27 protein-coding genes are annotated in these 26,357 nt (G+C 60.7%); 8 read left to right on the forward strand and 19 right to left on the reverse strand.

From position 1 onward, the window contains the following. Positions 1 to 247: 247 nt before the first annotated feature. The 3 genes from C3F12_04775 to C3F12_04785 all read left to right on the forward strand — a co-directional run bounded on the left by C3F12_04775 (position 248) and on the right by C3F12_04785 (position 3,479). The gene (locus C3F12_04775; GenBank protein ID PWB47294.1) at positions 248 to 2,158 is read left to right on the forward strand and encodes a bilirubin oxidase; all 1,911 of its coding nucleotides are present in this window, start codon (positions 248 to 250) and stop codon (positions 2,156 to 2,158) included. Positions 2,159 to 2,175: 17 nt separating this feature from the next. Then, on the forward strand, positions 2,176 to 2,949 hold the full coding sequence (locus tag C3F12_04780; protein PWB47295.1) for an SCO family protein: 774 nt from the start codon (positions 2,176 to 2,178) through the stop codon (positions 2,947 to 2,949). Between the two features lie 224 nt (positions 2,950 to 3,173). Continuing rightward, positions 3,174 to 3,479, forward strand: coding sequence for a hypothetical protein (locus C3F12_04785; GenBank protein ID PWB47296.1), 306 nt, complete (start codon positions 3,174 to 3,176; stop codon positions 3,477 to 3,479). A 266-nt stretch (positions 3,480 to 3,745) separates the two neighbouring features. On the opposite strand, the gene C3F12_04790 is transcribed toward C3F12_04785, so the two are convergent. Together C3F12_04790 and C3F12_04795 are read right to left on the reverse strand one after the other, a co-directional pair. Next, positions 3,746 to 3,961: an NrdH-redoxin gene (locus tag C3F12_04790; GenBank protein ID PWB47593.1), complete on the reverse strand. Its 216-nt coding sequence runs from the start codon at positions 3,959 to 3,961 to the stop codon at positions 3,746 to 3,748. 40 nt (positions 3,962 to 4,001) lie between these two features. Further along, positions 4,002 to 4,346 carry a hypothetical protein gene (locus C3F12_04795; GenBank protein ID PWB47297.1) on the reverse strand — a complete coding sequence of 115 codons (345 nt, stop codon included), beginning with the start codon at positions 4,344 to 4,346 and terminating at the stop codon, positions 4,002 to 4,004. Between the two features lie 250 nt (positions 4,347 to 4,596). Between C3F12_04795 and C3F12_04800 the strand changes: the two genes are divergently transcribed. Then, complete coding sequence (locus tag C3F12_04800; protein ID PWB47298.1) at positions 4,597 to 5,262, forward strand: TIGR00730 family Rossman fold protein; 666 nt, start codon at positions 4,597 to 4,599, stop codon at positions 5,260 to 5,262. Between the two features lie 44 nt (positions 5,263 to 5,306). Then, positions 5,307 to 5,966 carry an endonuclease III gene (locus C3F12_04805; protein PWB47299.1) on the forward strand — a complete coding sequence of 220 codons (660 nt, stop codon included), beginning with the start codon at positions 5,307 to 5,309 and terminating at the stop codon, positions 5,964 to 5,966. Positions 5,967 to 5,968: 2 nt separating this feature from the next. Here C3F12_04805 and C3F12_04810 read toward each other — a convergent pair whose 3' ends face one another. The 11 genes from C3F12_04810 to C3F12_04860 all read right to left on the reverse strand — a co-directional run bounded on the left by C3F12_04810 (position 5,969) and on the right by C3F12_04860 (position 17,774). Then, the gene (locus tag C3F12_04810; protein ID PWB47300.1) at positions 5,969 to 6,391 is read right to left on the reverse strand and encodes a hypothetical protein; all 423 of its coding nucleotides are present in this window, start codon (positions 6,389 to 6,391) and stop codon (positions 5,969 to 5,971) included. 195 nt (positions 6,392 to 6,586) lie between these two features. After that, the gene (locus C3F12_04815; GenBank protein PWB47594.1) at positions 6,587 to 7,819 is read right to left on the reverse strand and encodes a multidrug ABC transporter substrate-binding protein; all 1,233 of its coding nucleotides are present in this window, start codon (positions 7,817 to 7,819) and stop codon (positions 6,587 to 6,589) included. Between the two features lie 7 nt (positions 7,820 to 7,826). Beyond that, complete coding sequence (locus C3F12_04820; protein ID PWB47301.1) at positions 7,827 to 8,570, reverse strand: macrolide ABC transporter ATP-binding protein; 744 nt, start codon at positions 8,568 to 8,570, stop codon at positions 7,827 to 7,829. Between the two features lie 8 nt (positions 8,571 to 8,578). Continuing rightward, positions 8,579 to 9,979 (reverse strand): efflux RND transporter periplasmic adaptor subunit, encoded by a 1,401-nt coding sequence (locus C3F12_04825; GenBank protein PWB47595.1) that lies wholly within the window; start codon positions 9,977 to 9,979, stop codon positions 8,579 to 8,581. 5 nt (positions 9,980 to 9,984) lie between these two features. Continuing rightward, the gene (locus C3F12_04830) at positions 9,985 to 11,679 is read right to left on the reverse strand and encodes a hypothetical protein (protein PWB47302.1); all 1,695 of its coding nucleotides are present in this window, start codon (positions 11,677 to 11,679) and stop codon (positions 9,985 to 9,987) included. 63 nt (positions 11,680 to 11,742) lie between these two features. Next, positions 11,743 to 12,171 (reverse strand): hypothetical protein, encoded by a 429-nt coding sequence (locus C3F12_04835; GenBank protein PWB47303.1) that lies wholly within the window; start codon positions 12,169 to 12,171, stop codon positions 11,743 to 11,745. 9 nt (positions 12,172 to 12,180) lie between these two features. After that, positions 12,181 to 12,723, reverse strand: a complete 543-nt coding sequence (locus C3F12_04840) for a hypothetical protein (protein ID PWB47304.1) — start codon at positions 12,721 to 12,723, stop codon at positions 12,181 to 12,183. Continuing rightward, on the reverse strand, positions 12,704 to 13,465 hold the full coding sequence (locus C3F12_04845; protein PWB47305.1) for a hypothetical protein: 762 nt from the start codon (positions 13,463 to 13,465) through the stop codon (positions 12,704 to 12,706). The genes C3F12_04840 and C3F12_04845 overlap by 20 nt, the downstream gene beginning before the upstream one ends. A gap of 47 nt (positions 13,466 to 13,512) precedes the next feature. Next, on the reverse strand, positions 13,513 to 14,970 hold the full coding sequence (locus C3F12_04850) for an FAD-binding oxidoreductase (GenBank protein ID PWB47306.1): 1,458 nt from the start codon (positions 14,968 to 14,970) through the stop codon (positions 13,513 to 13,515). A 44-nt stretch (positions 14,971 to 15,014) separates the two neighbouring features. Beyond that, positions 15,015 to 16,376 (reverse strand): hypothetical protein, encoded by a 1,362-nt coding sequence (locus C3F12_04855; GenBank protein ID PWB47307.1) that lies wholly within the window; start codon positions 16,374 to 16,376, stop codon positions 15,015 to 15,017. Between the two features lie 12 nt (positions 16,377 to 16,388). After that, the gene (locus C3F12_04860; protein ID PWB47308.1) at positions 16,389 to 17,774 is read right to left on the reverse strand and encodes an aspartate aminotransferase family protein; all 1,386 of its coding nucleotides are present in this window, start codon (positions 17,772 to 17,774) and stop codon (positions 16,389 to 16,391) included. Positions 17,775 to 18,306: 532 nt separating this feature from the next. Here C3F12_04860 and C3F12_04865 point away from each other — a divergent pair. The 3 genes from C3F12_04865 (at position 18,307) to C3F12_04875 (ending at position 21,296) form a co-directional block, all read left to right on the forward strand. Further along, positions 18,307 to 19,692 carry a chromosomal replication initiator protein DnaA gene (locus tag C3F12_04865; protein PWB47309.1) on the forward strand — a complete coding sequence of 462 codons (1,386 nt, stop codon included), beginning with the start codon at positions 18,307 to 18,309 and terminating at the stop codon, positions 19,690 to 19,692. A 169-nt stretch (positions 19,693 to 19,861) separates the two neighbouring features. Beyond that, positions 19,862 to 20,851 (forward strand): NAD-dependent dehydratase, encoded by a 990-nt coding sequence (locus C3F12_04870; GenBank protein PWB47310.1) that lies wholly within the window; start codon positions 19,862 to 19,864, stop codon positions 20,849 to 20,851. Between the two features lie 76 nt (positions 20,852 to 20,927). After that, positions 20,928 to 21,296, forward strand: coding sequence for an esterase (locus tag C3F12_04875; GenBank protein PWB47311.1), 369 nt, complete (start codon positions 20,928 to 20,930; stop codon positions 21,294 to 21,296). Positions 21,297 to 21,524: 228 nt separating this feature from the next. Here the strand turns inward: C3F12_04875 and C3F12_04880 are convergent, their stop codons facing one another. The 6 genes from C3F12_04880 to C3F12_04905 all read right to left on the reverse strand — a co-directional run bounded on the left by C3F12_04880 (position 21,525) and on the right by C3F12_04905 (position 26,338). Next, positions 21,525 to 21,839 carry a 3-oxoacyl-ACP synthase gene (locus C3F12_04880; GenBank protein ID PWB47312.1) on the reverse strand — a complete coding sequence of 105 codons (315 nt, stop codon included), beginning with the start codon at positions 21,837 to 21,839 and terminating at the stop codon, positions 21,525 to 21,527. After that, the gene (locus C3F12_04885) at positions 21,814 to 22,107 is read right to left on the reverse strand and encodes a BrnT family toxin (protein ID PWB47313.1); all 294 of its coding nucleotides are present in this window, start codon (positions 22,105 to 22,107) and stop codon (positions 21,814 to 21,816) included. The genes C3F12_04880 and C3F12_04885 overlap by 26 nt, the downstream gene beginning before the upstream one ends. A 159-nt stretch (positions 22,108 to 22,266) precedes the next feature. Then, complete coding sequence (locus C3F12_04890; GenBank protein ID PWB47314.1) at positions 22,267 to 22,632, reverse strand: hypothetical protein; 366 nt, start codon at positions 22,630 to 22,632, stop codon at positions 22,267 to 22,269. 243 nt (positions 22,633 to 22,875) lie between these two features. Then, on the reverse strand, positions 22,876 to 23,625 hold the full coding sequence (locus tag C3F12_04895) for a cytochrome C biogenesis protein (protein ID PWB47315.1): 750 nt from the start codon (positions 23,623 to 23,625) through the stop codon (positions 22,876 to 22,878). 25 nt (positions 23,626 to 23,650) lie between these two features. After that, positions 23,651 to 24,988 carry a hypothetical protein gene (locus C3F12_04900; GenBank protein ID PWB47316.1) on the reverse strand — a complete coding sequence of 446 codons (1,338 nt, stop codon included), beginning with the start codon at positions 24,986 to 24,988 and terminating at the stop codon, positions 23,651 to 23,653. Between the two features lie 66 nt (positions 24,989 to 25,054). Continuing rightward, positions 25,055 to 26,338 (reverse strand): insulinase family protein, encoded by a 1,284-nt coding sequence (locus C3F12_04905; protein PWB47596.1) that lies wholly within the window; start codon positions 26,336 to 26,338, stop codon positions 25,055 to 25,057. Between the last annotated feature and the right edge of the window lie 19 nt (positions 26,339 to 26,357).

Consider the following 26,357-nt stretch of genomic DNA (forward strand, 5'->3'; position numbering starts at 1 on the left):
TGCTTCGGCTTTGCCCCGCAATGACTTGGCCGTTAACGAAAGATAGTACGTCGATGGGTGGGGGAGCAAGCAGAATCTAGGGTTTGATCAGTTGCTTCGAGGCTCTTGTCGTACAAAACGTGACAGCGAAATCACATTTTTGTCTACAGACCTTCTCGACATCCGGATTTATCTTAAATGGAGGGGTGGTTTCATGCGTTTTGTCTCTTCCGTCCGAGGGCGGAGATAGAGCAAGGAGCGAACGGAGATGTCGCTACACATATTGAAGCCGGTGGCGAGCAGAAAGGAAAAGCTCGTCGGCCGTTATATCCAGCAGGTCAGGGAGATCGCCAAGGCGCGGCTGAGCCGGCGGGAACTACTCAGGATGGGGCTGGTCATGAGCGGCGGCGGCCTGGCAGGCTTGCACGGGTTAGGAAACGCGCGTCTCTCCTGGGCTCACTCCGAGAGTGAGTCGTCACCGGTCTGCCTGGGTATTCCGCAAGATGTCTGGATCAACGATCCGACGACACTCATCAGCCCGCGTAACACCCCATTCGTCGATCCGCTGCCGATTCCCCCCGTCGTCCAGACGACCATCCTGAACCCGACACCGACGAAGGGGCCGAATCTCGTGGCGTCGGCGGTTACCGGTTTTACGGAAGCGCCAAGGCCCGACCACCAGCGCTGGGAGGAGTTCGGAGGGAGCGCGACCGGCCCCGGCTTCAGTGGCCCACAGTATGAGCTGATCGAGCAGGCGATCTCCCACAACTACTATCCGGCCGTAGACGGCGTGCCGCCCGGCACCATCTGGGCGTTCGTCGACGCCACCAACGGGAACGCCGGCGCCCTTCGGATCAAGGCCAGGTACGGGGAGCCGGTCGTCGTGCGGATTCACAACGCGTTATCGAATCTGAACGACGGGTTCGGCTGTAATCAGACCTCGACCCACCTGCACAACGGCCACACCGCCTCGGAATCCGACGGCGGGCCATTTCACTTCTATCAGGCGGGGCAGTTCAAGGACTTCCATCACGCCAGCGTCCGGGCCGGCTTTGCCAGCACCCACCCGACCAGCAACTTCAACGGCAGGACCGTCCCAGGTGATGTCCGGGAGACCATGAGCTTCCTCTGGCTCCACGACCATCGAGTCGGCTTTACCGCGCAGAATGTCTACAAGGGGCTGGCTATGTTCTATCACCTCTTCAGCGACGACATCGACCTGGACACCGACGATGAGACGACCGGATTGAGACTTCCGAGCGGCGAATTCGACATCCCGATGATCCTGACCGATAAGGTCTTTGACCCTACGACCGGACAGCTCTTCTTCGACCTCTTCAACCTGGATGGGATCCTGGGCGATAAGTTTGCCGTCAACGGTAAGATCCAGCCCTTCCTGGAGGTGAAGCGGCGTCGGTATCGCTTCCGCATCCTGGACGGCGGGCCGTCACGCGTCTATGAACTGTTTCTGAGCAATGGTCGAAACTTCATCCAGCTCAGCAACGACGGCAACCTGTTACCGCGGGCGCTCGCCCGTCGGAGCATCACGCTGGGGGTGGCGGAGCGGGTAGATGTCATCGTAGACTTCACCGATGCGCAGATCGGCGAGAGGATCTATCTGCAGAATCGGCTGGAACAGCTCGACGGCCGCGGTCCCACCGGCAAGCTGATTGAGCCCACCAATCTTGTCGAGTTCCGGGTTGAAGGCGACGCGGCGGACGATAGCCGGGCCTATCAGGAGGGCGAGGCGCTGCTCCCACTTCCGGACCTGCAACCGGTCGCGCGCGAACGCCGCTTCGCGTTTGACCGATCCAACGGCGCCTGGACGATTAATGGGGAGTTCGTGAGCGAAGACCTGAACCGCCCACCCAACTTCCGACTGCCGCAGGATACCGCCGAGATCTGGACGTTGACCAGCGCCGGCGGCTGGCAACACCCGGTCCATCCCCATCAGGAAGAATTCATCCTCTTGGAACGGGACGGCAAAGCCGTTCCGATTGACGAGGTCGCCAGAAAGGACATCGTCAGGATCGGTATGAATGCCGGAGGGAGACAGAATAGCGGCAAGGCCAAGTTCTTCAGGCAGTTCCGCGACTGGTTCGGCGACTACCCGATGCACTGCCACAACACGCTTCATGAAGACCACGCCATGATGTTGCTGTTTGAGGTGGTGCCGTAAGAAAGGATAGAGACGTCATGAGCAGGCGACAATTCCTCGGTTCCCTTACAGGGACTCTTATTGGTTCGACCATCATTGGTTCTACCTCCCCTGCACCCCCTCCCTCCCCCTCCGAGGGGGAAGGGGACGGGTGGGGGCATGCGGATCGATGCCCTCCGTCGATGACCGTCGCCGAAGCGCGTCGAAGGCGCCGCTTCCCGAACGTCGTCCTCCGCACCCATGAGAACACGGCGGTCAGGTTCTACGACGACCTGATCAAGGGCAAGACCGTTATGATCAACTTCATGTATACGGCCTGCAAAGACGACTGCCTGCTCACAACCGCGAATCTGGCTCAGGTCCAGAACATCCTTGGTGATCGCGTTGGGCGCGATATCTTCTTCTACTCGATCACCCTCGATCCGGCGCACGACACACCTGCCGTGCTCAAGCGGTATGCTCACCGCTTTCGCGTGCGACCGGGTTGGCTCTTTTTGACTGGGACGAAGGACGATATCGGACGGCTGCGCCGCGCATTCGGTGACGACCCGTCCCAAGACATTCGCCGATCGCAGCATCTCAACATGGTCCGATACGGGATCGAGCCGCTGGAGCGGTGGGAAGGCTGCCCGGCCCTTGTCCCCTCCGAATCGATCGCTCGCTACATCACCTGGCTGGAGCCGAACAAGCAGGGTGTAGGGTGCGGGGGGGTGGACAGCAGGTGGCGACGCGTCGTCGATGGCAGGCGAAGCATGGACAGCGCAGCCTGCCAGCGCCGATTCGAGCCGTACAGGGACGTACGGCGAGATTAAGCGGAGGCGCCTGCTGTCCACCCTGTAAACCACATACCCTGTCTTTTCTACCCTCTTGTAGGACAACTACCAATATCGGATTCCTCAAAATCCCACAGGAAAATCCGCCAATTTCTGATATGCAGCGCCCCGAGTCTGCTCCACACTTCATGGAGAGCGTGGGAAGAGGACCATGGTGGAGCTAAATAGACGGCAGGGAAGGAGAGCGTCTACGGAGGGGGCAGATGGCGACTATTGTGAAGTATTCCACTGAACGAAGGGCGCGCAACAGCTTTCCTTATGAGATTATTTCGCCACCGTTCCCCAGTCGGTGCTGCTCGCGTAGGATGGCGCGGGTGGGAGCGGTACAGGAGGAGGACGAAGAGAAATTTTACTACCGGCGCTGTGAGAGCTGCGGTTTTACGGTCCGCGAGTTTCTATCAACCCTCGATCCGAAGCGAAGCGTGGGCGCGGCGACTTCTATCGCGGATCCGACGTGGCGCTGGATTGCGCGTGTTCAGCGCCAGGCGAGCGCTGAACACGCAGCATGAATTCGTATCGGCGAGTAGGGTGCCGAAGGGGGGATCAGGGGGACTCAATGCGGAAATGAATATGCCTATGGGGTCGCCTGGGGGCGTTGGTGAACTCTGAAGCCACAGGTTATCCCAGCCAGATCAGCAGCTTTGTCACATACCGCATCGCAAACATCGAGGCCAACAGCAGGGCCATCCCCAAAACCAACTGCACGTGGCGCCACTTATCAGGTTGCATACCCCTTCCTCATGCACGCCGACGACCGTCGGCCTCTTTATACCGCTCAGGTCCCGCCAAACCCGATGGTTACCTTACCCTGCTCTACAATGACAGGGACATCGCGTGAGCCCTTCGAAAATTCCAACATCCGGGCCAAGGCTTGGGGATCCTTCTGGACGTTGAGGTACGTGAATGGGACGTTTCGTTTGGCATAGTCCTCACGGGCCGCCTGGGTATAGGGTCAGGTATCCTTCCCGTAGATGATGACCGGTGCTTCCATGGCTTCCTCCATCGGCTTCAGTCCTTCTGATCTCGGCCGGTCAGACTCGTGTTGTGTATCGGTCGGCCTCTGTGGTCAGCCGCTCGTACGCTCGCTTGATCTCGCGAATCTGCGGGTAGAGCTCCTGGATCCTCTCATGGGGAAGTGGAATGACCCGGCTCAATTGAGTCAGCCGCTCCCCAAGCAGCTTGGCCTGCTTGAGGATCTCGATCTTCTGTTGTGCCGGCGCGGAAAGCGTCGCCTCTTCCAGAAGTGCCAGCATCCCGTCCTCGTCGCGTGCCTGGTACAGCGCCTCCAACTGTTGCGCCTGGTTCTCCGTGAGGCCGCTTTCCACCAGGGTGTGGAGGGCCTTCATCCGATCGATTCGATATCGAATATCGAGCATGGTCTCTCCTTCGTGCACCGTCCAATCATCATTACGCCGCGTGCATCTTAGCACACCTTGTGCCTTACCACCAATGTCTGAACATATGGAGGTGAATGGTGATTTTATATCACCAAAATTACGGCATTTTGTCAACGACCCGGTAATCGCCTTGACGCCCATCCGCCACGACCCGGCTGTATGTGATATATTATGCTCGGTATGCAGTGTCTCGTGTTGAGCGACTAGTGGGGGAGGGACCGAACCCGGCATGAAATTCCCGTTTACCCTTGATCGTCTGGCTGCGCAAGACATCCGGATGATCTTCCGTGTCGTCGCCGAGTTTGTCGACGGATTGGAGGCGCTTGCCGCGATTCCGCCCGCGGTCTCCGTCTTCGGATCGACCCATATCGGACGAGATGACCCCGCCTATACGATGGCGGAACAGATCGGTCGCCTGTTGGTTCAGAATGGGTATGCCGTCCTGACCGGCGGGGGTCCCGGGGCCATGGAGGCGGCCAACAAGGGCGCCTTTGAGGCGGGCGGCGTATCGATCGGCCTCAATATCGAACTCCCCCAACAGCAGGAACCTAATCGATACCTGACCAACCTTGTGAATTTTCAGCACTTCTTTGTTCGGAAGGTCATGTTCGTGAAGCATTCCGTCGCGTTTGTTATCCTGCCGGGCGGCTTCGGCACGCTGGACGAGCTGTTTGAATCGATCACGCTGATCCAGACCAGAAAGATCAAGCCGTTTCCGGTCATTCTGGCGGGGAACGATTACTGGCGTGGCCTGGGGGAGTGGCTGCGTGATCCGGTCATGCACGGGGGGAAGATTACACCGAACGACCTCACACTGCTCAAGACGGCCCATAATCCTGAGGAGGTCATTCGGATCATCAAGGATTCTTCGATCTCCGAATTTCATACCCCGTAGCCCGCTATGGTCGTCGGCGTCCCGAGGCCCTTGAGGACAGGGAGATGATCACGAACAGACAGATTGATTCCGTCTTGCGGTCGGTTCGCCGGACGATCTCCGCGTGGGAGCCCGCTGTCGTGGGTCAGATCGCCGAGGCGTCCCGTGATCCGTTCCGGGTTCTGATCTCGTGCATCCTGAGCCAGCAGACCAAGGATCCCATCACAGGCGAGGCCTCAGAGCGGCTGTATAAGCTGGCGGACCGACCCGATACGATGCGTGCGCTGAGCGAGCAGCAGATCGCTCGAGCTATCTACCCGGTCAGTTTCTACAAGACCAAGGCTGCAACCCTTCGCAGGGTCTGCCACGGCCTGATCACTCGATTCGGCGGGCAGGTCCCCGACACGATTGACATGCTGCTGACGCTCCCTGGCGTCGGGCGTAAGACCGCCAACCTGGTGGTCACCGTCGGCTACGGGAAACCGGGGATCTGCGTCGATACCCACGTCCATCGTATCTCGAATCGCTGGGGTTACGTCAACACCACGACCCCAGAGCGGACCGAGGCGGCCCTCCGACTGAGACTCCCGAAGCGGCACTGGATCTGTTACAACGACCTGCTGGTCCCGTTCGGTCAGCACGTCTGCCGCCCGATCTCTCCCTTTTGCAGTCGCTGCCCCATCGAACGCTGGTGCGCCCGGGTCGGCGTGACACGGCATCGCTAGGGTTACACATCAAAGACGACCCGGGCGCACCAGCGATTGTTGTCCTGCCGACATTCGAGCAGATGATAGGTGGCCGCCTTGACCACACCCCTCAACTGAGGGCATCCCGTCTCTATCGACTCACCCACCAACTCTCCGGTCGCGCGCACGCCCTCGACCGCTGTCACCCGAATATCGGCGGGCGCCCATTCCTCGGCCTCGCATCGGTATAACAGCTCGTTCAGCCATGCAACCAGCAGGGAGGGCAGATCACTTCCGCGCGCCTCAACAGACAGCAGGCCGGCAGGGCGTACGGTTGCCGGATCGACCATCAACGCAAACATCCCTCGTGCGGCGTTGGCGAACAGTTCCTCCACCGTCTCGCCCCAGACCGTAATCCCGACATCCGCCGTTGTCTCGAACGACTCATAGCCAAGATCTGTCATGTCTGGCCTCTGGAGGGCGCAGCAAGCAGCGCCCCTACGGCCTTGGGTGGGCGGCGGGTGGCGACGCGTCGTCGATGGCAGGCGAAGCGCGGACAGCGCAGGCTGCCAGCGCCGATTCGAGCCGTACACGGATGTACGGCGAGATTAAGCAGCGCCACCCACCGTCCACCCCTTACACCGATGTGCCTGGCGCTGTCACTCATATCGCAGCGCCTCTATCGGGTCGAGGAAGGCCGCCTTGCGTGCGGGGTAGTAGCCGAAGAATACCCCCACCAGGGCGGAAAAGGCGAATGCCATCACGATAGCGCCTGTGCTGATCAGGGTGGCCCACTGTGCGATGTACGACACCGCTACCGATGCCCCCAGACCGAGCACGATACCGATCAGGCCGCCGATGATCGACAGGGTGACCGCCTCGACAAGAAACTGCGTCAGGATGTCGCGCGCCTTGGCGCCCACCGCCAGTCGCAATCCGATCTCGCGAGTTCGTTCGGTCACGGATACCAGCATGATATTCATGATCCCGATTCCCCCTACCACCAGCGAGACCGAGGCGATCGCGCCCAATAGGATGGCCATCACTCGAGCCGACTGTTCCTGGGCGGCAAAGACCTCGGTAAGATTGCGGACGGTAAAGTCGTCGTCCTGCTCCGGTTGAAGACGATGCCGCTGCCGCAGCAGCGCCACGATCTGCTCCTCGGCCTCTTTCATCAGCATCGGGCCTCGCGTCTGCACCATGATAGCGCCCACCGATCTGGCATTGGCCTGGCTCACGCCCAGCACCTTCTTCTTGGCCGTGGAGAGGGGGAGCATGATAATGTCATCCTGATCCTGTCCCCAGGCTGACTGGCCCTTTGGCGTAAGGACTCCCAGAACGGTGAACGGGACCTTCTTGATCCGTATGATCTGTCCGACGGGATCGCTGCCGCCGAACAGGTTCTGCGCTACGGTCTGCCCGATCAGGGCCACCTTTGTGGACCCATCCACATCCCGCCAGGTAAACGGACGCCCGGATTCTACTGTGAAGTCCCGGATTTGCAGGTACTCAGGCGTCGTTCCCCGAATGACGGTAGACCAGTTGGTGTTACCGAAGACCACCTGGGCCGTTCCCCGACTGCTCGGGGCGACGAGCGCCACTGCCGGGCACTCATTGGCAATGGCTTTGGCATCATCCTCCGATAACGTCAGAACCGACCCGGCGCCGATCCGGATCCCGCCGCTGGTCATGCTGCCGGACATCACGATGATGACGTTGCTGCCGATGCTGCGGATCTGCTCCTGGATCTGGGCTGTGGCCCCGGAGCCGACGGCCATCATCGCGATCACGGCCGCGACCCCGATGATAATCCCCAGCATCGTCAGGGCCGATCGCAGTCGGTTCACCCGTAGCGCCTTCAAGGCGATCGTAATATTGATCAGGAGATTCATAAACCGTCTATGGCCCTTCATCGGGTCCGATCTGCTGCAACTCCTCCAGCGCTGTTCTTGGCTGCTGGACCTGCTCATCGCTCAGCAGCCGGCCATCCTTGAACACAAGTACCCGCTTTGCAAAAGCGGCAACGTCCGGCTCGTGGGTGACAAGGATAATGGTCATCCCCGCTTCGCGATTCAGCCGCTGGAAGATCGCCATGATCTCAATACTCGTTCGCGAGTCAAGGTTGCCCGTCGGCTCGTCGGCCATGATGATCTGCGGATCGTTGACGAGTGCCCTGGCGATCGCCACCCGCTGCTGCTGACCGCCCGAGAGTTGACTCGGATGATGGTCCTCCCGGCCGGCCAGCCCGACCGCATGCAGCGCCTTCAGTGCCTTCGTCCGGCGGTCTCGGACTGCAGTGCCATTATACATGAGGGGAAGCTCGACGTTCGCAACCGCACTGGTCCTCGACAGGAGGTTGAATGACTGAAAGACAAAGCCGATCTTCCTGTTCCGAATGTCGGCCAGTTCATCTCGGCTGAGCTGCCCCACGCCAGCGCCGTCAAGCCGGTAGCTGCCGGATGTCGGCTTGTCCAGACATCCCAGGATGTTCATCAAGGTGGACTTGCCCGACCCCGAGGCGCCCATGATGGCCACAAACTCCCCTCGCTCAATGTGGAAGGAGACCCCCCTCAACGCCTGGACGATTACATCCCCGAGCCGGTAGTGCTTGACCAGATTCTCGATTTCGATGAGTGCCGCCATGTCCCGACCTAGAACCTCGGCCCACGCTGGCCAAACGGCTGTGCCGGTCCGCCTGCGGCCTCCTTGGACGCCACCCCGATAATAACCTCGTCGCCCTCCTTCACGTCGCCTTGGAGCAATTCACTGGCACTTCCATCCGTGATACCCAACGTGACCGGGACCGGTCGAGGCTGCTTGTCGCTCCCCAGAACCCAAACGGTCTGGCCGCCGCCTCCCTTTAGACCGCCGCCTGATGCCGTTGCGCGAACCGTCCCTTCCTTGCTTGCCTGCTGTTGTTTCAGGTCCGGAGGCCGGAATCGCAGAGCGGCGTTGGGAATCTTCAGGACATTGTCTCGTCTGTCCACGAGGAACGTGACGTTCGCCGTCATCCCCGGAAAGAGTTTAAGCTCAGGATTCGCGACCCCGACGACGGCATTGTACGTGATGACGTTCTGGATGTTAATGGCCGCCTGGCGAATCTGAACGACCTTCCCCTTGAAGATCTCACCTGGGAAGGCGTCGACGGTGAAGGTGGCGTCCTGCCCCAGTTGCACCCGCCCGATATCGGCCTCATCCACGTTCGTGTCCACCTGCATCTTGGTCAGGTCCTGCGCGATCAGGAACAGGGTCGGCGCCTGAAGTGAGGCCGCTACCGTCTGTCCGACATCCACATTCCGCGAGACGACGGTTCCGTCCACCGGCGCCCGGATATAGGTATGATCCAGATCGATCTGCGCCTGTCTGAGAGCCGCCTCACTCTGCTTCACCTGCGCCTCGGCCGCTGCGAGCTGGGCGACGGCGACGTCATGCTGGGCCTGAGCGGCGCGCAGCGCAAACTGCGCCGCTTGATCCTGGGCCTTCGCCGCCTCGAGGGCTGCAATGTTGGAGTCGTAGGTTGCCTGCGCAGAGTCACGCTCCTCGGCCGAGATGCCCCCCTCCTTGAAGAGGTTGAGGCGGCTCTTGAGCTTGATCTGCGCATCCAGGACGGCGACCTTGGCCTTGGCCGCGTTCGCCTTCGCACCCTCCAATGACGCCTTGGCGCTGGCGATATCGGCCTCAGTTTTCTGAAGCATCGCCCGGGCGTTGAGGACGGCCGCGCGAGCGTTTTCCCGGTTGCCCTTGGCCTGGTTGACCTTGGCCTCAAAGATCTCCGGATCGATTCTCGCCACCAGTTGTCCCTTCCTGACCTTGGTATTGAAGTCGGCATAGAGCGCCTTGATATTGCCGGATATCTGGCTGCCGACCTGGACCGTGACGACGGCATTGGGGTTGCCGGTCGCCGACACGGTCGACTCAATGGTACCCCGCTCGAGCGCGACCGTCCGGTATTCGGTCCGGCTCTGCCTGCTCAGGTACGTCCAGCCGCCCAGGCCGGACAGCACGACGAGACCGGCGATAACCAGCAACACCTGTGTGCTCGGCGTCTTCATTGAGATCACAAGGCGAGGCGATCGTGTTCCAGGATCGTCCCTTTCTGGAGTTCAAGATTGGCCAGGTCCTGATTGTAGGTCGCGATGGCCTGGATCTCACTGACCTCAGCGACCGCCAGATCACGCTGAAACGATAGGACGTTGAAGGTCGTGGTCACACCGGCCTCGAGTCGCTTCTGCTCGACCCGGAGCTGCTCCTCCGCGAGCACCCGCGCCGCCCGGGTGGCCTCCACACGCCGGATATCGGCCTCGATCCGGCGGACCGCCTCGCGAACCTGCGAGATGATCTGACGTTTGAGGTTGAGCAGACTCGTCTCGGCCTGATCGCGACTGAGCCGTGCCTGAACAAACGCCGACCTGGCGGATCGATTGCCTAGCGGGTAGGTGAGAACCAGGGCTGCCGACCACTGCGTAAAGTCGCCTGAGGTCAACCGATCCAGATCGCCGCCGGCGCTGCCGTTCAGACCGTTGAGGCCAACATTCCCCTGCAACTGCAGACTGGGCAGCAACTGGTTCCTGGCAACCCTCAGGTTCAAGTCGGTATTCTGAAGGGTCAGCTTTTGGGCGGCGTATTCCGGCCGCTTCTCCAGGGCCTCCTGAATGCTGGCCTCCGTGTTCACCAGGACCATGTCAAACGGCGGCTGATCGGTCGGCAGGATTGTTCTGGCCCAGAGACGTTCGCCGTCGGGAAGGTTGATGATCAGCTTAAGTTGATCCTCGGCGTCCTTGATGGCCTTCTCGGCCAGAATCACGAACTGCACCTGGGCGGCGGCCTGGGCCTCCGCCTGCGTCACCTCGACCGGTGCCGCGACACCGGCCCGCACCCGCGCCCTGTTCAGATCCTCGAGTTCCCTGGCCAGGCGCAGCGAGCGTTTCTGAACCTCCAGGTTATCGATAGCAAATACTAAATTCCAGTAGGCGTTGTGAACGTTATTGATCACCTGATTGGCCTGCTGACGGAACTGCGTCACAGAGATCGCCTGATCGTTCCTGGCGATCCTGATCGGCGCCGTGTTGACATCGACGCCGAAGTTCTTGAGAAGATCCTGGGTAATGCTGAGGTTGAGAAATGTCTTATAGGCTGGATTGATCGACGCGAAACTGGAGTTCGTCTTCAGTCGGTTATTGGTCATGCTTAACGTGTAGTTGGCGCCGAACGGCAGCTTCTGAACGAGCGAGGTATTGACATCCCGGTTCTCTATCTCGCTGACAGGGACCCCAACTCCTGCAGCAAGCTGCGTTGCTGTCGGTGAGACCGTCCGGTTCGCATCGAGGGTGAGCGAGAAGGTCGGGTCAAAGACCGCCTTCGCAATCGCGATGTCCTCTGCGGTGATTCTTGGATTGTAGCCGGCGATGGCAATATCCAGGTTGTTCTTCAGCGCCAGCACCACAGCCTCCCGCAGCGCCAGCCGCAGATCGCCGACCTCGGTCGATTCGCTGGCAGCGGATTGATCTTGAGGCGCCGCGGGGCCGGCCGGCCGCGTTAGGTCCTCCGACGGTCCGGCGCGATGCAGCGCAGGCGAGGGCGGCGGATCATCCTCAGCATTGGCGGCGACCGCACGCAGCACCGCCACACATATCACCGCTATCGTCCATACGCACACCTTGCGTTGTAGCGCCGTCATGCTACCTCCTTTGAAAGACAGGGTATAGGGGTTAGGGTGTAGGGTGTAGAACTCGCATGCTGACCTTACTTTCATACCCCGGACCCGTTTCACTCTTCACCATACCCACGTTCTTATCTTTTACCCTATACCCTATTGCTATGGTTTGCGCTCTGACGCCTTCGAGGCGGAGGCGGCCGATTCTTCTCTGCGACGCTCCTCGTCCCATCGCTTCAGAAACGCCTCAAAGCGAGGCTGCTGATCCGCGTTCAGAATCGACCGGATCCGCCGGCGCGCCCGTTGTTTCACCTCGTCGAACTGTGGCTGAAGCTGTCTGCGCAGGGCCAGAAACTCCTCGCGCGTTTCATCCAGCGCCGTATTCAACGCGCTCATCTGTTCCGGCCGAAGTTGTACGGCCTCCGTCAGCTCTTTGACGTAGCGCTCTCGATTGAATCGTCCGGCCCACACCGCCTGAGGCGCCGGCTCGCTCCGGCGCAGATAGGCGGATAAGGCGAGGGCGCCGGCCGCTACCCCCAAGAGAAAGACGATCAGAAAGGCGATTCCGACCTTCGCGCGTGTCTCGATCATCGATTCGTCCTACCTGTCTGACCTCGATTGTGTCGGCAGGTGGTCCGGGATCCGTACGGATCCGGACCCTCGCACGTCATCCTGTCCGAGCACAAACGCGAGCATCTGGTCTCGACTGGGCTCTCCGACCACCCCCGGCAGGTTCACCTCCTCCAGGGAGAAGGCGTACACCTCTGTTCCGCCATGGATTTGAACCGGAAGCAACGAGCGCGACCGGCCTACGGAGAGCGTCACACCGGCGAGCAGCAGGACCCCCACGGCCAGCGCCGGAATGAGTCGCCTCGCCAATCCCAAGGCCTGAAGCAGGCCCATGTCGGGCCGACCGGCCTCCATCTCTGCCAGTCGCGCTCGCAGACGCGGATAGAAGGTGGGCTCGGGCTCGCGCTCTTCACGCAAGCTCTGAAACAACGCCGCCGACAGCGCGGCAACCTTCAGCGCCTGGCCGCACCGATGGCAGCTCTCCAGGTGCGCCGTCAGCGCCCTGTCGTCCGTTTGGGGTGGACCGTCTCGTCCTTCCCCCTTTAACAGTCGCTCAACCTCCCGACAGGTCATCTGTCCCTCCTTTACGATGCGCCTCATCTCCCTCGCGGATCAGATACTGAAGCCCTATCTGCATGGCCCGGCGCGCCCGCCACAATCGGACCTTCACCGCCGCTCTGGAGCACCCCAGGGCGTCGGCAATCTCCACAATGTCAAGTCCGTGAACCTCCCGTAATGTAATGACCAGTCTGTCCTTTGGGGTCAGGTCGGCCAGTATCCGTTCGGCAAGATCCCTGGCGGCCACCTGATCGCGATCCTGGCGCCCGATTGACGGATAGCCCTTTTCGGTCAGGATCTGCATCACATCACGCTCGGCCTCCCCCAGATCGGTAAAGGCGACCTCGGGGTGCCGACGGGCCCTCCGCAGGTAATCGTAACAGGTGTTGACCGTAATCCGGCGCAACCATGGCCCAAACGGCGCCCCCACCCGAAACCGCGGGATCGCCAGGTACGCCTTCAGAAACACCTCTTGCGCTAGGTCTTCCACGTCCTGTTTGCGCCGCAAAAAGCTGCCGATGATGGCAAAAACATGCCGATCGTACAGTTTGAGCAGGGCTTCGAAGGCGTACTGATCACCCTCTTGCGCCTGCCGGATGAGCCGGGCTTCTCGCGTGGAAGCCTCTTGCCATCTCTCTGCAGCCTCCTGACCTTTTTGGCTGTCCATCATAAGTACGTATGACCAGGCCGTTCGGTTACCTGAAGTGAAGAAAGGGTGTAGGGGGTATGGGGTGTAGGGTATGGGTTTACAAGGCATGGGTTGTTCTCTAAACCCTATACCCCGCACCCTCTACCCTATTTCTTTCAGTAGCGCTGCGTCAGACCCTCCCGTTCAATACGATGTGGTCGATAGGAGATGTTGGTTTCACCGCACGACCTGGGGGTGGGCAGGAGTTTACCGGGGTTACACCGTGAAGAGCCGTCAAAGGCCGTCCGAACCCGCCGCATCGCATCCACATCGTCAGGACTGTACATCAGCGGGATAAAGTCAATCTTTTCCATCCCGATGCCGTGCTCCCCCGTAATGCTACCGCCGACGGCCAGGCAGAGCCTCATGATCTCCGACCCGGCCGCAAGCGCCCGCTGCAATTCGCCCTCTCGGCGTGAATCGAAGCAGATCAGGGGATGGAGGTTGCCGTCGCCTGCGTGGAAGACATTTGCAATGACGCACACATGTCGCTCCGCGATCGCCTCAACCTCCCTGAGTACCTGGGGGAGCCTGGTTCGTGGGACGACGCCGTCCTGCAGATAGAATTCATGGGTAATCCGGCCGATGGCCGCCACCGCGCCCTTCCGTCCCCTCCAGAGCAGGGCCCGCTCCTGCTCATCTTTGGCGAGTCGAAGGTCCAGGGCGCCGCGCCGCACACAGATGCGCTTAATCTGCTCAGCCTGGGCCTCGATCTCCGCAGCCGGCCCATCCAGCTCGATCAGCAGCACCGCGCCGGCGCCCTCAGGGTAGCCGATCTGCAGCCACGCTTCAAGCGCCCTGATGATGTGGCGATCCATCATCTCCATCGCCGCAGGGATGATGCCTGCGGCGATGGTTTCCGACACGACCTCACTGGCCGCGTCAACGGTGGGGAAGGAGGCCAGCAGAGTTTTCACGGCCTCCGCGCGGGGCAGGAGGCGAACAATGACCTTCGTCGCAATTCCCAGGGTCCCTTCGGAGCCGGTAAAGAGACCGGTGAGATCGTAACCGGGGCAGTCCAGGGTCCTTCCGCCAAGCTGGACAACCTCTCCTGACGGCAGGACCAGCTCAAGACCGAGGATATGTATCGTCGTCGTCCCGTACTTCAGGCAGTGGGGGCCTCCGGCGTTTTCCGCGACATTCCCGCCGATGGTTGAGGCAATCTGGCTGGCCGGATCCGGCGCGAAGTAGTGGCCGCGATCGGCAACCGCCTGGGTCAGGGCAATGTTCACCAGACCAGGTTCGACCACTGCGCGCTGATTCGCCAGATCGATCTCCAGGATCCGGTTCATGCGGTTCAGCCCGATAATGATTCCTCCCTGGGCAGCAATGGCGCCGCCGGACAGCCCGGTCCCCGCCCCACGCGGCAGGAAGGGAAGCTGCTCCCTGTCGCACAGTTTCACCACCTCGACCACCTGCTCCGTACTGTTGGGGAGAACCACCACGTCGGGCTTTGCCTTCTCCAGGAATGTCATCCCGTCACACTCGTAGACGCTTAACTCGTCCGGGTCCGCGATCACCCATTTGCGGCCCACGATGGCTGCCAGCGCTTGGATAATCCGTTGCTTATCCATGCGTTCTATCCTCTTACTACCCCCCACCTCCTACACCCTCCACCCTAGATCTTACCCACGAAACGACCGTGATTGAGCAGCCCTTGGGGATCGAACTGGCGCTTCAATTCCCGCATGAGGGACAGGGCGTTGCCGACCGGACCCCATACGTCGACGACGGCCTTAATGGCCGGTGGCGCCGACAGGATCACCAGACTTCCACCGTGGCGTACGACCCAGCTGCGAAAATCTTCGACCCCTTTTGCGATAGAGATCGGATCCCCGGCTGCCGGACCCGGCGCGCCCGTCCAATACAGCCGAACGATCCCGCAGCCGGCCTCGGCGATTGCCGCCGACTCCAGGCCGAGGTTGTAAGCGGTCGTCTCCGCATACCGGATCGTCTCGATCACGTCTGTCGGCAGGACGCTTGCCTTCAGTATCACCCAATTCGGACCGTTGCCGTTCGCCGACGGGAAATCCCGAACCATCTGCCACAGGGCGACGTGCGCGTGCCCCTCAACGAGGAACCCCGTCGAGGCCCCCGCTTGATCGCAGAGCGCCTGAATAGCCGTGATCTGCGCATCGACCGCCTCCGGGACGCTCCCCACCGACACCGCAACCATGACGGCCCCCACCGGAACGTCGCAAGATATCTGTCGACCGAGCGGCTGGGCCGCAACCGACGAGAGGAGCTCGATCCTGGTGCAGACGACGGTCGAGTGGAGGAGTTGAGTGAGGGCGCAGGCTGCCGCGTCGCCTGTGGGGAACAGCGCGATCCAGGTGTGCTCGACGGCCGGCAACGGGTAGAGCTTGACGGTGGCCTCGAGAATGATGCCGAGGGTCCCCAGCGAGCCGACATAGAGTTTATTCATATCGTAGCCGCTGACGTTCTTGACCACCTTTGCGCCGCCCTTTGTGATGGTGCCGTCGGCGTGGACGATGCGAATCCCGATAACCAGGTCGCGGGCGGCCCCATACCGGTGCCGCCACGAACCGCTCGAATTCGTGGCAAGGATGCCTCCGATCGTGGCCCGCTCGCAGCCGGCCGGATCGAGGGGCAGAAACTGACCGCTCCGGGAAAGGGACGCCTGGGCCTCGCACAGCAGAATCCCAGCCTGAAAGGTCGCCGTCAGATCGCCAGGTTCGTGATCGATGATCCGGTTCAGCCGCGTGAGCACAACCGCCAGATCGACCCTCGCAGGAATCCCTCCGAGGCCGACCGTCGTTCCGCCCCCCCACGGCGCCACCGACAGCCGCTCAGACGACGCCAGTTTCATGATGCCGGAGAGCTGCTGCTCGTCCCCAGGAAAGACGACCGCGGTGGGAATCCGGTCATCGACGGTATATAGGGCGCACGACTCGGCGACCAAGACATGCTCGGTCCCGACAATTCCGGCCAGCCGACGTATCAGGCGTTCCGAGTCCACGGTGTGCCGGCGCTATACTGCGCCTTCGTCCCGCATCAGACGGAACGCAGCCTCGAAGGCCCGGATGGTCTGCTCCAGATCCGCATCCGAGTGGGCTGCCGAGACCCACCCATGAAAGAGGGGAAAATCGACACCGTGCAGGATCAGCGCGCACCGCATCCGGTGATACGCCTCCTGGTTCGGATGGTCCATGAGGAGGCGATGATCGACTGGAGAGTCGGGTCGGTCGAGAACAAGGGCATGACGACGAGGCTGGAGGAAGAGATTGACGATTGATGATTCACCATAGACGCAGGCGTCTACGCCGAGGCGTGTGATGACTTCGTTGATGCCGTTCCGTAGTACCCGGCCGGCGCGATCGGCGCTACCCTGGACTTGGCCGTCGGCCAGGAGCGGGAGCGTCGCCACGCCGGCCGCCGCTGAAAGCGGATTCGCGTTGAAGGTCCCGGCGTGCCACACCCGCTCTTCCCGATTCCAGGTCTGATCCTCCCTGAAGGCCAACTGGTCCATCAGGGGGGCGGCACCGACCACGGCGCCCCCTGGGAGCCCCCCGGCCAGGATCTTAGCCAGCGTGGTCAGGTCTGCATGGATGCCATACCGCTGCTGCGCGCCGCCTGGGGCCAACCGGAATCCTGTGATCACCTCGTCGAAGATGAGGACGATCCCGTGGGCGCGAGTCACATCACGGAGCTGTTGCAGGAAGCCGTGATCGGTGGGGATGGTCCCGCAACTGCCGCCGGCCGGCTCCAGGATCGCGCCGGCGATATCGTCTCTGTCCGAAACGAGCGTCATGAACGCATCCCAGTTGTTCGGCGGACAGATGAGGATATCGTCGCGAATGCCTCGTGGGACACCTGCGGAGACCGGCCGGTCGAATGGCGGACGGATCGCGACCGCCGCAGCGTCGTGCCATCCGTGAAAATGCCCCTCGAACTTGATGATCTTGTCTCGACCGGTTGCGGCCCGGGCAAGCCGAATCGCGAGCAGCGTCGCCTCCGTCCCTGAGCCGACAAAGCGGACCCTGTCGATCCCCGGGATCATCTTCAGCACCTGCTCGGCCCACCGAATCTCCAGCTCATGACACGCGCCGTAGTGGGTGCCGCGGCCAAGCTGTTCAGCCACGGCCTGTTGGACAGTCGGATAGCCATGGCCAAGGATGAGCGCCCCGTGTCCCATCCAGTAGTCGATCAACTCGTGACCGTCGACGTCCCACTTCCTGGAGCCGCCGGCCCGATCGACATAGATGGGAAACGGATGGAGGTGGCGAATATCGTGCGTCAGACCTCCCGCAATCGTCGTCTTCGCCCGTCGGAATAGCGCCTCCGATCGAGAATGGGTGCGGCGAAACTCCTCGTAGATCGATGGTTCGGCCTTTTTCACTCTCCCACCGCCTTTCACATGGCATCGTTCAGCGGGTAGACACCTGCCACTACCCGCTCACCGCGTATAACTCCAGGCACGTTACCATGTCCCCCTTCCGGCTGTCAACGCAGCGGCCGTCTGTGATAGATCGCGTGCGTAAACCCTCTGTCGCATCGCGCTATGCCCGCCTATCAGCCGACGGCTAGGACATATGCATCATTCGTGTAACCTATTATGAATACGGAGTTATACGCCATACAAAAGATTATTTTCCCAAGCTCAAAAATGACTTGACAGCCGTGATGGGGGTGGGCTAAAAGAGACACCTCTTCAACAACGCACTGTCGGTACCGACACATGAAAAACGGTTTTCCACAGCGACCCTGTTTGTCGAATCAGCCCCTCACCAGGGATGATCGCCCCCTTTATGAGGCGGGACAGCCACTTGCGGCTTATCCACATCTGTGGATAAATCTGTGGATAATAGAAACCGCGTCCGATAGCGATTCGCTGGGAATGATAGCAGGATTTCATCGTATATTCAACGGGTTAGATAAGGAGGCTTCCTGTGGAAAACGTTGGACAAGGCGCGAAGTCGAGTCTGGCCAATTCACCCGTAAAGGCAAATGATATCTGGAATGAGGCCCTTGCGACCATCCAGGGAAAGGTCACACGCCAAAGCTACGACAATTGGTTCCGCCCACTGGCCCTGGAATCACTGGAAGACTCGTGCGTCACGGTCCGGCTCCCGAACCAGTTTTTTAAGGAGTGGTTCGAAGATCATTATCTGGACGTGCTCAAGTCGGTCTTCACCGATCTGATGTTTACAGGTGTCGACGTGATCCTCCGCATAGCCGAGCCCTCGGGACAGGCCGAGCCCACCGTCAAGCCTGAGCCTGCGGCGAGGCGCCCAGTCAAGCGATACCGGCACGAAGCCGCAAACCTGAATCCGAAGTACACCTTCGAGAACTTCGTGGTCGGCAGCTCCAGCCAATTCGCCCACGCCGGTTGCCTGGCCGTGGCTGAGCAGCTCTCAAAGGCGTACAACCCGCTCTTTATTTATGGCGGGGTGGGTTTGGGGAAGACCCATCTGCTCCATGCCATCGGCCACCTGGTCCTCAAACGCAACAACCGACTCAGGCTCTCCTACGTCTCATCGGAGAAGTTTACGAACGACCTGATCAATTCCATCCGCTTCGATTCCACCGGCGAGTTCCGCAGCCGCTACCGCAGCCTGGACCTGCTGCTTATCGACGATATCCAGTTTATCGCCGGCAAGGAGCGGACCCAGGAGGAGTTCTTCCATACCTTCAATGAATTGTACGACTCCTCGAAACAGATTGTGATCTCTTCCGACAGCCTGCCGCGCGAGATTCCCACACTGGAGGAGCGGCTGCGCTCCAGGTTCGAGTGGGGGCTGATCGCCGACATCCAACCGCCCGACCTTGAGACCAAGGCCGCCATCATCCGAAAGAAGGCGCAGGCGGAGGGTGTGCGGCTGCCTGACGATGTCTCACTCTTTATCGCGAAGAACGTACAGTCGAATATTCGGGAACTGGAAGGCTCATTGGTCCGTCTCATCGCCTACGCCTCGATGACCGGTCGCGATATCACTTTGGAACTCGCCCAGGAGACCCTGAAGGACCTGAATGCAGAGCGGGCCAAGGTCATTACACTGGCCGCCATCCAGCAGGCGGTCGCCGACTTTTATCGCGTCAAGGTCGAAGATCTGAAATCGAAGGATCGAAACTGGGGTGTGGTCTTGCCGCGCCAGGTCGCGATGTACCTCGGTCGGACGCTGACCGCCTCCTCGTTGCCGGTCATCGGCGAGGCGTTCGGCGGGAAGGACCATACAACGGTCATCCACTCCTGCGAAAAGATCAAGCAAAAGCTCACAACCGATGAGGCCTTCCGGCGACAGATCGAATCGCTCTCCCAGGCGATCACCTCATAAAACAGGGTATAGGGTTTAGGGTGTAGGGTCTAGGAAAAGCAGGGCACGTAAATTTTCTAACCCCATGCCCAATTCCTGAGCCCTGATTCTGTATCCCGCACCGCGCACCTCACGCCCGGCATATCCTTCAGTCCTTGCCTCAGATCGCCCGTTCACGTATGATTCAGGCATGTTGACGCTTGTTACGGGCGGGACCGGCTTCGTCGGTGCCGCCGTGGTCCGACTGCTGTTGTCGGAAGGCCATACCGTCCGGGCGCTGGCGCGACGCGGCAGCGACCTGCACAACCTCGACGGCCTCGATGTCGACCTCGCCTTCGGCGACCTGCTGGATAAGGAATCACTGCGGCGGGCGTGCAAAGGGTGCCGACGACTCTACCACGTCGGGGCCCACTACTCGCTGTGGGAGCCCTCACCGGAGGTCTTTTACCGGGTGAATGTGGACGGCACCCGCAACCTCCTGGAGGCCGCCCTGGAGGAAGGGGTTGAGCGGGTCGTCTACACCAGCACCGTCGGCGCACTCGGCCATCAGGACAATGGCAACCCCGCCGACGAAGAGACGCCGGCGAACCTCGTTCAGATGATCGGCCACTACAAGCGATCGAAGTTCCTGGCCGAAGAGGAGGCGCGAGGGGCCGCACGCCGCGGACTGCCGGTCGTGATCGTTAACCCGAGCACACCGGTCGGGCCGCGCGACATCAAACCGACACCGACAGGCCGGATCATCGTCGATTTCCTCAACCGCCGCATGCCGGCCTATGTCGACACCGGCCTGAATTTCATCGACGTCGACGATGTGGCCCGAGGCCACCTGCTGGCCGCCGAGCGGGGTCGGATCGGCGAACGGTATATCCTCGGCCACAGCAACCTGACGCTCCAGGAACTCTTCACCGTCCTGGGCCGGATGACGAAGCTCCCGCCGCCCAGTGTCCGTCTGCCATACCGGTTGATCGTCCCGCTGGCCTATGCGAATCACTGGCTGTCCAGTGTGACCAGGAAGCCGCCGCGCATCCCATTGGAGGGGGTGAAGATGGCCAAGCGACGGATGTTCTTTGACGCCTCCAAGGCGGTACGGGAACTGGGGCTGCCGCAATCGCCGATCGAGCAGGCGCTTGAAGCGGCGGTTCGATGGTTCACCGACAACGGGTATGTGAAGCGATAAGAGAACAGGGTGTAGGGTATCGCGTAAAGAGGGTAGAGCTTGAGGGGGACTGAGGAGCACAAACGGAGAGGGGCCGATGGGTTTTGTTGAGGACCTGGGACTCCAGACGACCCGGACCGAAGGAGGGGCGGAGGTTCGGCTGGAGGTGACGGAGGCGGTTCTGAACGGTCTGGGGCTGGTCCACGGCGGCGTGATCTGCAGCCTTGTTGATCACGCCATCGGCGCGGCGGTGATCTTCGCCCTTGGTCACGGCGGGCGGGCCGTCACGGCCGAACTGAAGATCAATTTCCTTGCCCCGGCTGAGCGTGGGGTTCTGGTCGCGAGAGGACGGCTGCTCCGTGAAGGTCAGCGCCTCCTGGTCGGAGAGGCGGAGGTCATCGATCAGTCGGGTCGATTGATCGCCAAGGCCCTCGGGACATGGGCCGTTGTACGGAAGGCCCTATAGCCGCTGCCAGAGCCATTGCGGCGTGAGGCGAAGCGCCCGATACAATCACCGATCGAGCGGGTGCTAGACAAAGCGGTTCGCTGGTTCACCGGCAACGGGTATGTGAGGCAAAAATAGCAAGAAAATTACGCTACGGCCAATCTCTTTTCCTTGTGGATGAGAACTTCTCGATTCTGTTCCGGTAATCTGACGAGCTTGCTAAACTTCAACCAGCTTCTCCAATAACCGTCAAGCTGCTGTACCTTCCCCACCTCTGTGCCGTCGTACGTAGGCCATGTAGCTGCGCAAGACCGCATTCATGCGCGACTGGTAACGTGGGCCGGAGGCCCTGAACCAGTTCAGCACATCTTCATCTACCCGCAACGAGATGGCCCGCTTGGTCACAGGCAGTACGAGCGTAGGTTCAGTCCAGAAATCGTCCGGAAGGTCAGCGAGTTCTGGTGGTGCCGTCCGAGCGATCTCGGCGTCACTCACACGCCTGAGACGCGCCAGATTTGCTCGACCCCTGCTCGGTCGCCTATTCTTGCTGGATGGCCTGATCATATAGATTCCGCTCCCGCCGGTTACTCTGTCGCGCCGAGATGATCCGACGCGCGATTTCGCCCTTCACCCCGATACGATCCGTAAACACGACCGTAAGGTGGAGGCCATCTGCCGAACCGATTGCCACAAACCGTCGTTCGCCATAGTCACGACGAGTGTCCTCCACCATGACAATGAGACCGTCAAAGATGAGCGAGGCAAACTCGAAGTCGAATCCGCGCTCCCGATAGTTCGCGTCGCTCTTACGCCGGTCCCAGGTGAACCGCATACCAACATATACTACTGTATATACAACCTGTCAAGCCCCTCTTGCAGCGGAAGGCGCGAACCCGACGCGGGCTAACGCGCACGATGACAGACCAGTCCATCGTGAAGTTAGCCAGCTCTCGTTGCTGCCCAGATTGATACCTGGCCTGAAGACGTTGAGCTACCTTAGGATCGCCAGAACGATCCGACATCGTTGGTCGATCACTGCGAACATGCTCGAGAGGTCCACATCCACGGGGCGGGTGGACTGTCCGCGGCTCCGATCCCGCGGGTCGAGCCAAAGGAACGCGATCTTCGGACCCGCGTTCAGTACGAAGTGAAAGGGATTGGTGTTGCGATGGACGACCTCGTTTCTGTAGTTGATGGTCCGGTAGATTAATCCTTCCTCCGAGTACGGGTCAGCCGGAAGGACCGTCTTTCGAGTATCAGCCGAGAGGCCTTTGAGCGGGACCAAGAGTGGGTCCGACGGATCCCGGTCCTCGAGCTCCCTTGCAACCTTGTGGACGGCGACGGCGTCGGACCGCAAGTGAAGAGAGCGACGCTCGTTGACGAGCTGCGCAAGGTACTCCGTTACGCCTAACTACGATTATGCTGGTTTATATGGCATCGACCCAAGAAGCCTGACGATATGCCGGATTTTCCTGCCAGCTCGCAGAGTTGTCAACGGAATTTCACCAGGGCCTAGAGCGCCAAAGACCGCCCTTGCCGGTGGCCTAATCCTCATAGGGCCCGATACTACAGCCCTGCGGGTGGGGCCAGCTCGCCTTTCTTAGAGTCGCTGCCAGAGCCATTGCGGCGTGAGCCGCAGCGCGTAGGCTGAGAGGATCGTGAAGTAGTTCGTCAGCAGGAGGCTGCCGACGACAACCAGGAAGATCCCACTGACCGCGTTTACAATCGGCATGAGTCGTTTAAAGCGGTCGAAGTAGTCGAGAAAACGGTTGAGGGCCAGTGCGCTCAAAAAGAACGGGATGGCAAGGCCAAGCGAGTAGGCGCCCAGCATCAGGATACCCGTAGACGCCGTCTTGGCCGTGCTCGCATACAGCAGGATGGAGCCCAGGATCGGCCCGACGCAGGGCGTCCAGCCGGCCGCAAAGGTTATTCCCACGATAAAGGCGCCCAGGTACCCGGCCGGTCGATCCTGCAGCTCGAATCGGATAGTCTTTGCGAGAAAGGGGAGCTTCAGGAGGCCGGCGATATAGAGACCGAAGAGGATCACCAGTACGCCTCCGACCTTCTTCAGCACCTGTTGGTAGTCAAACAGCAGCCGACCCAGCAGGCTGAAGGAGGCGCCCAAGGACATAAAGACCATCGAGAAACCGAGGATGAAGCAGAGGGCGTTCAGGATGATCGCCCGTCGCGTTTTGACATTCGCTACCGGGCCCGACAGCTCGCTGAAGGAGAGGCCGGTTACAAACGAGAGGTACGAGGGAAAGAGGGGCAGTACACAGGGCGAGATAAAAGAGAGGATCCCGGCCCCAAGGGCCATCCAAATAGTTAAAGCCTCGCCAGTCTCCGACATCAGCAGCCTCTCGCCTTACCCTGCTCTACTCGGAGAGCGCTGCCTTAGCCTGGTCTGCGACAACGACCAGAACGTAACCCTCCGGCTTGAGATAGGTACGCGCGACCCGTAGGATATCCTCTTTACTGACGCCCTCAATCAGCGTTCGGTACCGGTCTGCGTAGTCCAATCCTAATTTATAATACTCGACCGTTGAAATCAACCCGGCCAGCTTCGCGTTGGTGTCGAGCCGCATGGGAAAGCTTCCGATAAGGTAGGCCTTGGCATCCGCCAGCTCCTGATCGCTCACCCCCTGCTCCCGGATCCGCTGAAGCTCCCGTACCACCTCCCGTACGGCCGGGCCGGCTGTTTCGTTCTTGGTCTGCAGCACCACCTGAAAGGCGCCCGGCTCCAGACCGGGAGAGAATTGGGAGCTGACATCATAGGCCCAGCCGTTCTTTTCGCGGATTCGCTCTACCAGGCGGGAGGAAAACCCGCCCCCGCCAAGAATATAGTTCATCACGGTGAGTGCGTAGAAATCAGGGTTGTCTCGCCGGATACCTTGATGGCCGAGGACAATACTGGCCTGTGTCACACGTCGATCGATCTTTTTGACAACGATCCTCTCCTGAAGCGGCGTGGGCACCGTCGCTCGCTCGACCGACGCCTTACCTCTTGTCCACGAACCGAGCGATCTGCGGATCCGGTCGGTGATCTCATCGCGATCAACGTCGCCCACGATGGTGATCGAGGTCCGCTCCGGCGTGTAGTGATCGCGATAAAACCCCAGAATATCATCCCGGGTGATCGCCGCGAGGGAGGCATCGGTTCCCTCCAGTGGGCGGCCGTATGGATGACTCCCAAAGACCAGCCGGTTGAACTCCTCCTCCGCCACCTCGCCGGGGTCCTCCTGCCGCTTTCGCAACGCCGCCCTGAGCTCTTGCACCTTCCTGACGATCTCCCCCTGTTCGAAGACCGGGTGCAGCAGGATGTCCGACAGCAATTCCAGTCCCTTCGGTAGATCTTTTTTCAAGACGGTCAGATCCACCTCGCTGGAGTCCCGGCCGGCGGATGACGACAGGGAGGCGCCGATAAAGTCGACCGACTCGTCGATCTGGGCGGCCGTTCGGCTCGTCGTACCCCTTGTGAGCAGAAGGGCTGTCAGATCGGCCAGCCCGGCGCGCGTCTCCGGCTCCCAGAGTGAGCCCGCCTGTACCGTCACCTTAATCGTGACGATCGGCAGCGCGCGGCTGCTCCTGATCAGCAGGGTCAACCCATTGTCCAGAACCTGCCGCTCGGCCAATGGGGCCGCGGTCGCGACAACGGGCAGCAGCAGAAGCAGTAGAAGACCGACCGCTCCAGCCTTACTGTACCGACGAATCATCTCAGTTGCACCTCGCACTGGGCGCAGCAAGCAGCGCCCCTACATGACCTTGCACCTTGTGCGCCGCTACTTCTTGATCTTTTCCGGAATCAGGATCCCAACGGTGCGGTTGTCCGGCGTCAGGTAGGTTTTTGCCGCCCGTTGCAGATCCGCCGCCGTCACGGCGCGGATACCCGGGAGGTACGCGTCCCAGGCGCGCCAGCCGGCGACAATTTCATACTCAGCCAGCCGCCTGGCCAGATTGAAGACCGAATCCTGTCCGAGCAGAAAGTCGGCTTCAATCTGATTCTTTGCCTTCTGTAACTCCCGATCCGGAACAGACTCGTTCTTCAGCCGCTCGATCTCTGCCGTCAGCGCCCGCTCAACCTCTTCGGCCGTTTTTCCGGGCATTACGCTGGCGTATAACGGAAACAGGTTGGGATCGATGCTCTCCCGGTGGTATCCTCCACCGGCAAAAAGGGCAAGTTGTTGCTCGTATACCAGGCTCTTGTAGATTCTGGCACTCTTGCCGCCGGACAGGATATAGGCCAGCACCTCGAGCGCGAAGTTGTCGGGATGTTTCAGATTCGGGACGTGATACCCCATGAACACAAACGGTAGCTCCGCCTCCTTCTTCAGAAAGACCCGACGCTCTCCCCGTTGCGCCGGCTCCACAGCACGGACGACCGGCGGATCGACGCCCCGCGGAATCGAGCCAAAATACTGCCGGATCTTGGGAAGCAGTTCATCGCTGTTGAAATCACCGACGACGACCAGCACCGCGTTGTTCGGTACGTAGTAGGTGTTGTAGTACCGTACCAGATCGTCCCTCGTGATCCCTTCGATATCGGTCATCCAGCCGATGACCGGCTGTCGGTAGGGATGGGCCTGGAACGCCGCCGCCGCCATCGCCTCCCTTAAGGCGGAGACCGGATCGTCGTCGGTGCGCAGACGGCGTTCTTCCATAACGACCTTCTTCTCCGATTCCGCCTCTTTTGGATCGATCAACAGGCCCCGCATCCGATCAGCCTCGAGTTTCAGGGCCAGTTCGATCCGGTCCGATGCAAAGGTCTCGAAATAGCCGGTGTAGTCATCGCTGGTAAAGGCGTTATCCCGACCGCCGTTCTTTCTGATGATCCTCGAAAACTGCCCCGGACCCACATTGGAGGTCCCCTTGAACATCATATGTTCCAACAGGTGGGACAGACCGGTAGTGCCGGGCTGCTCGTTGCGCGCGCCGACCCGATACCAGACATGGATGGTGACCACAGGCGCCTTATGCTCTTCAAGTAACAGGATTTTCAGCCCGTTTTCGAGCGTCGACTCTTTCACTCTGGCGGCCATCTGCGCCTCAGCCAGACCCTCAAACAGCAGGAGGGACAGCACGATC

This window comes from Candidatus Methylomirabilota bacterium, from assembly GCA_003104975.1.
GTDB lineage: Bacteria > Methylomirabilota > Methylomirabilia > Methylomirabilales > Methylomirabilaceae > Methylomirabilis.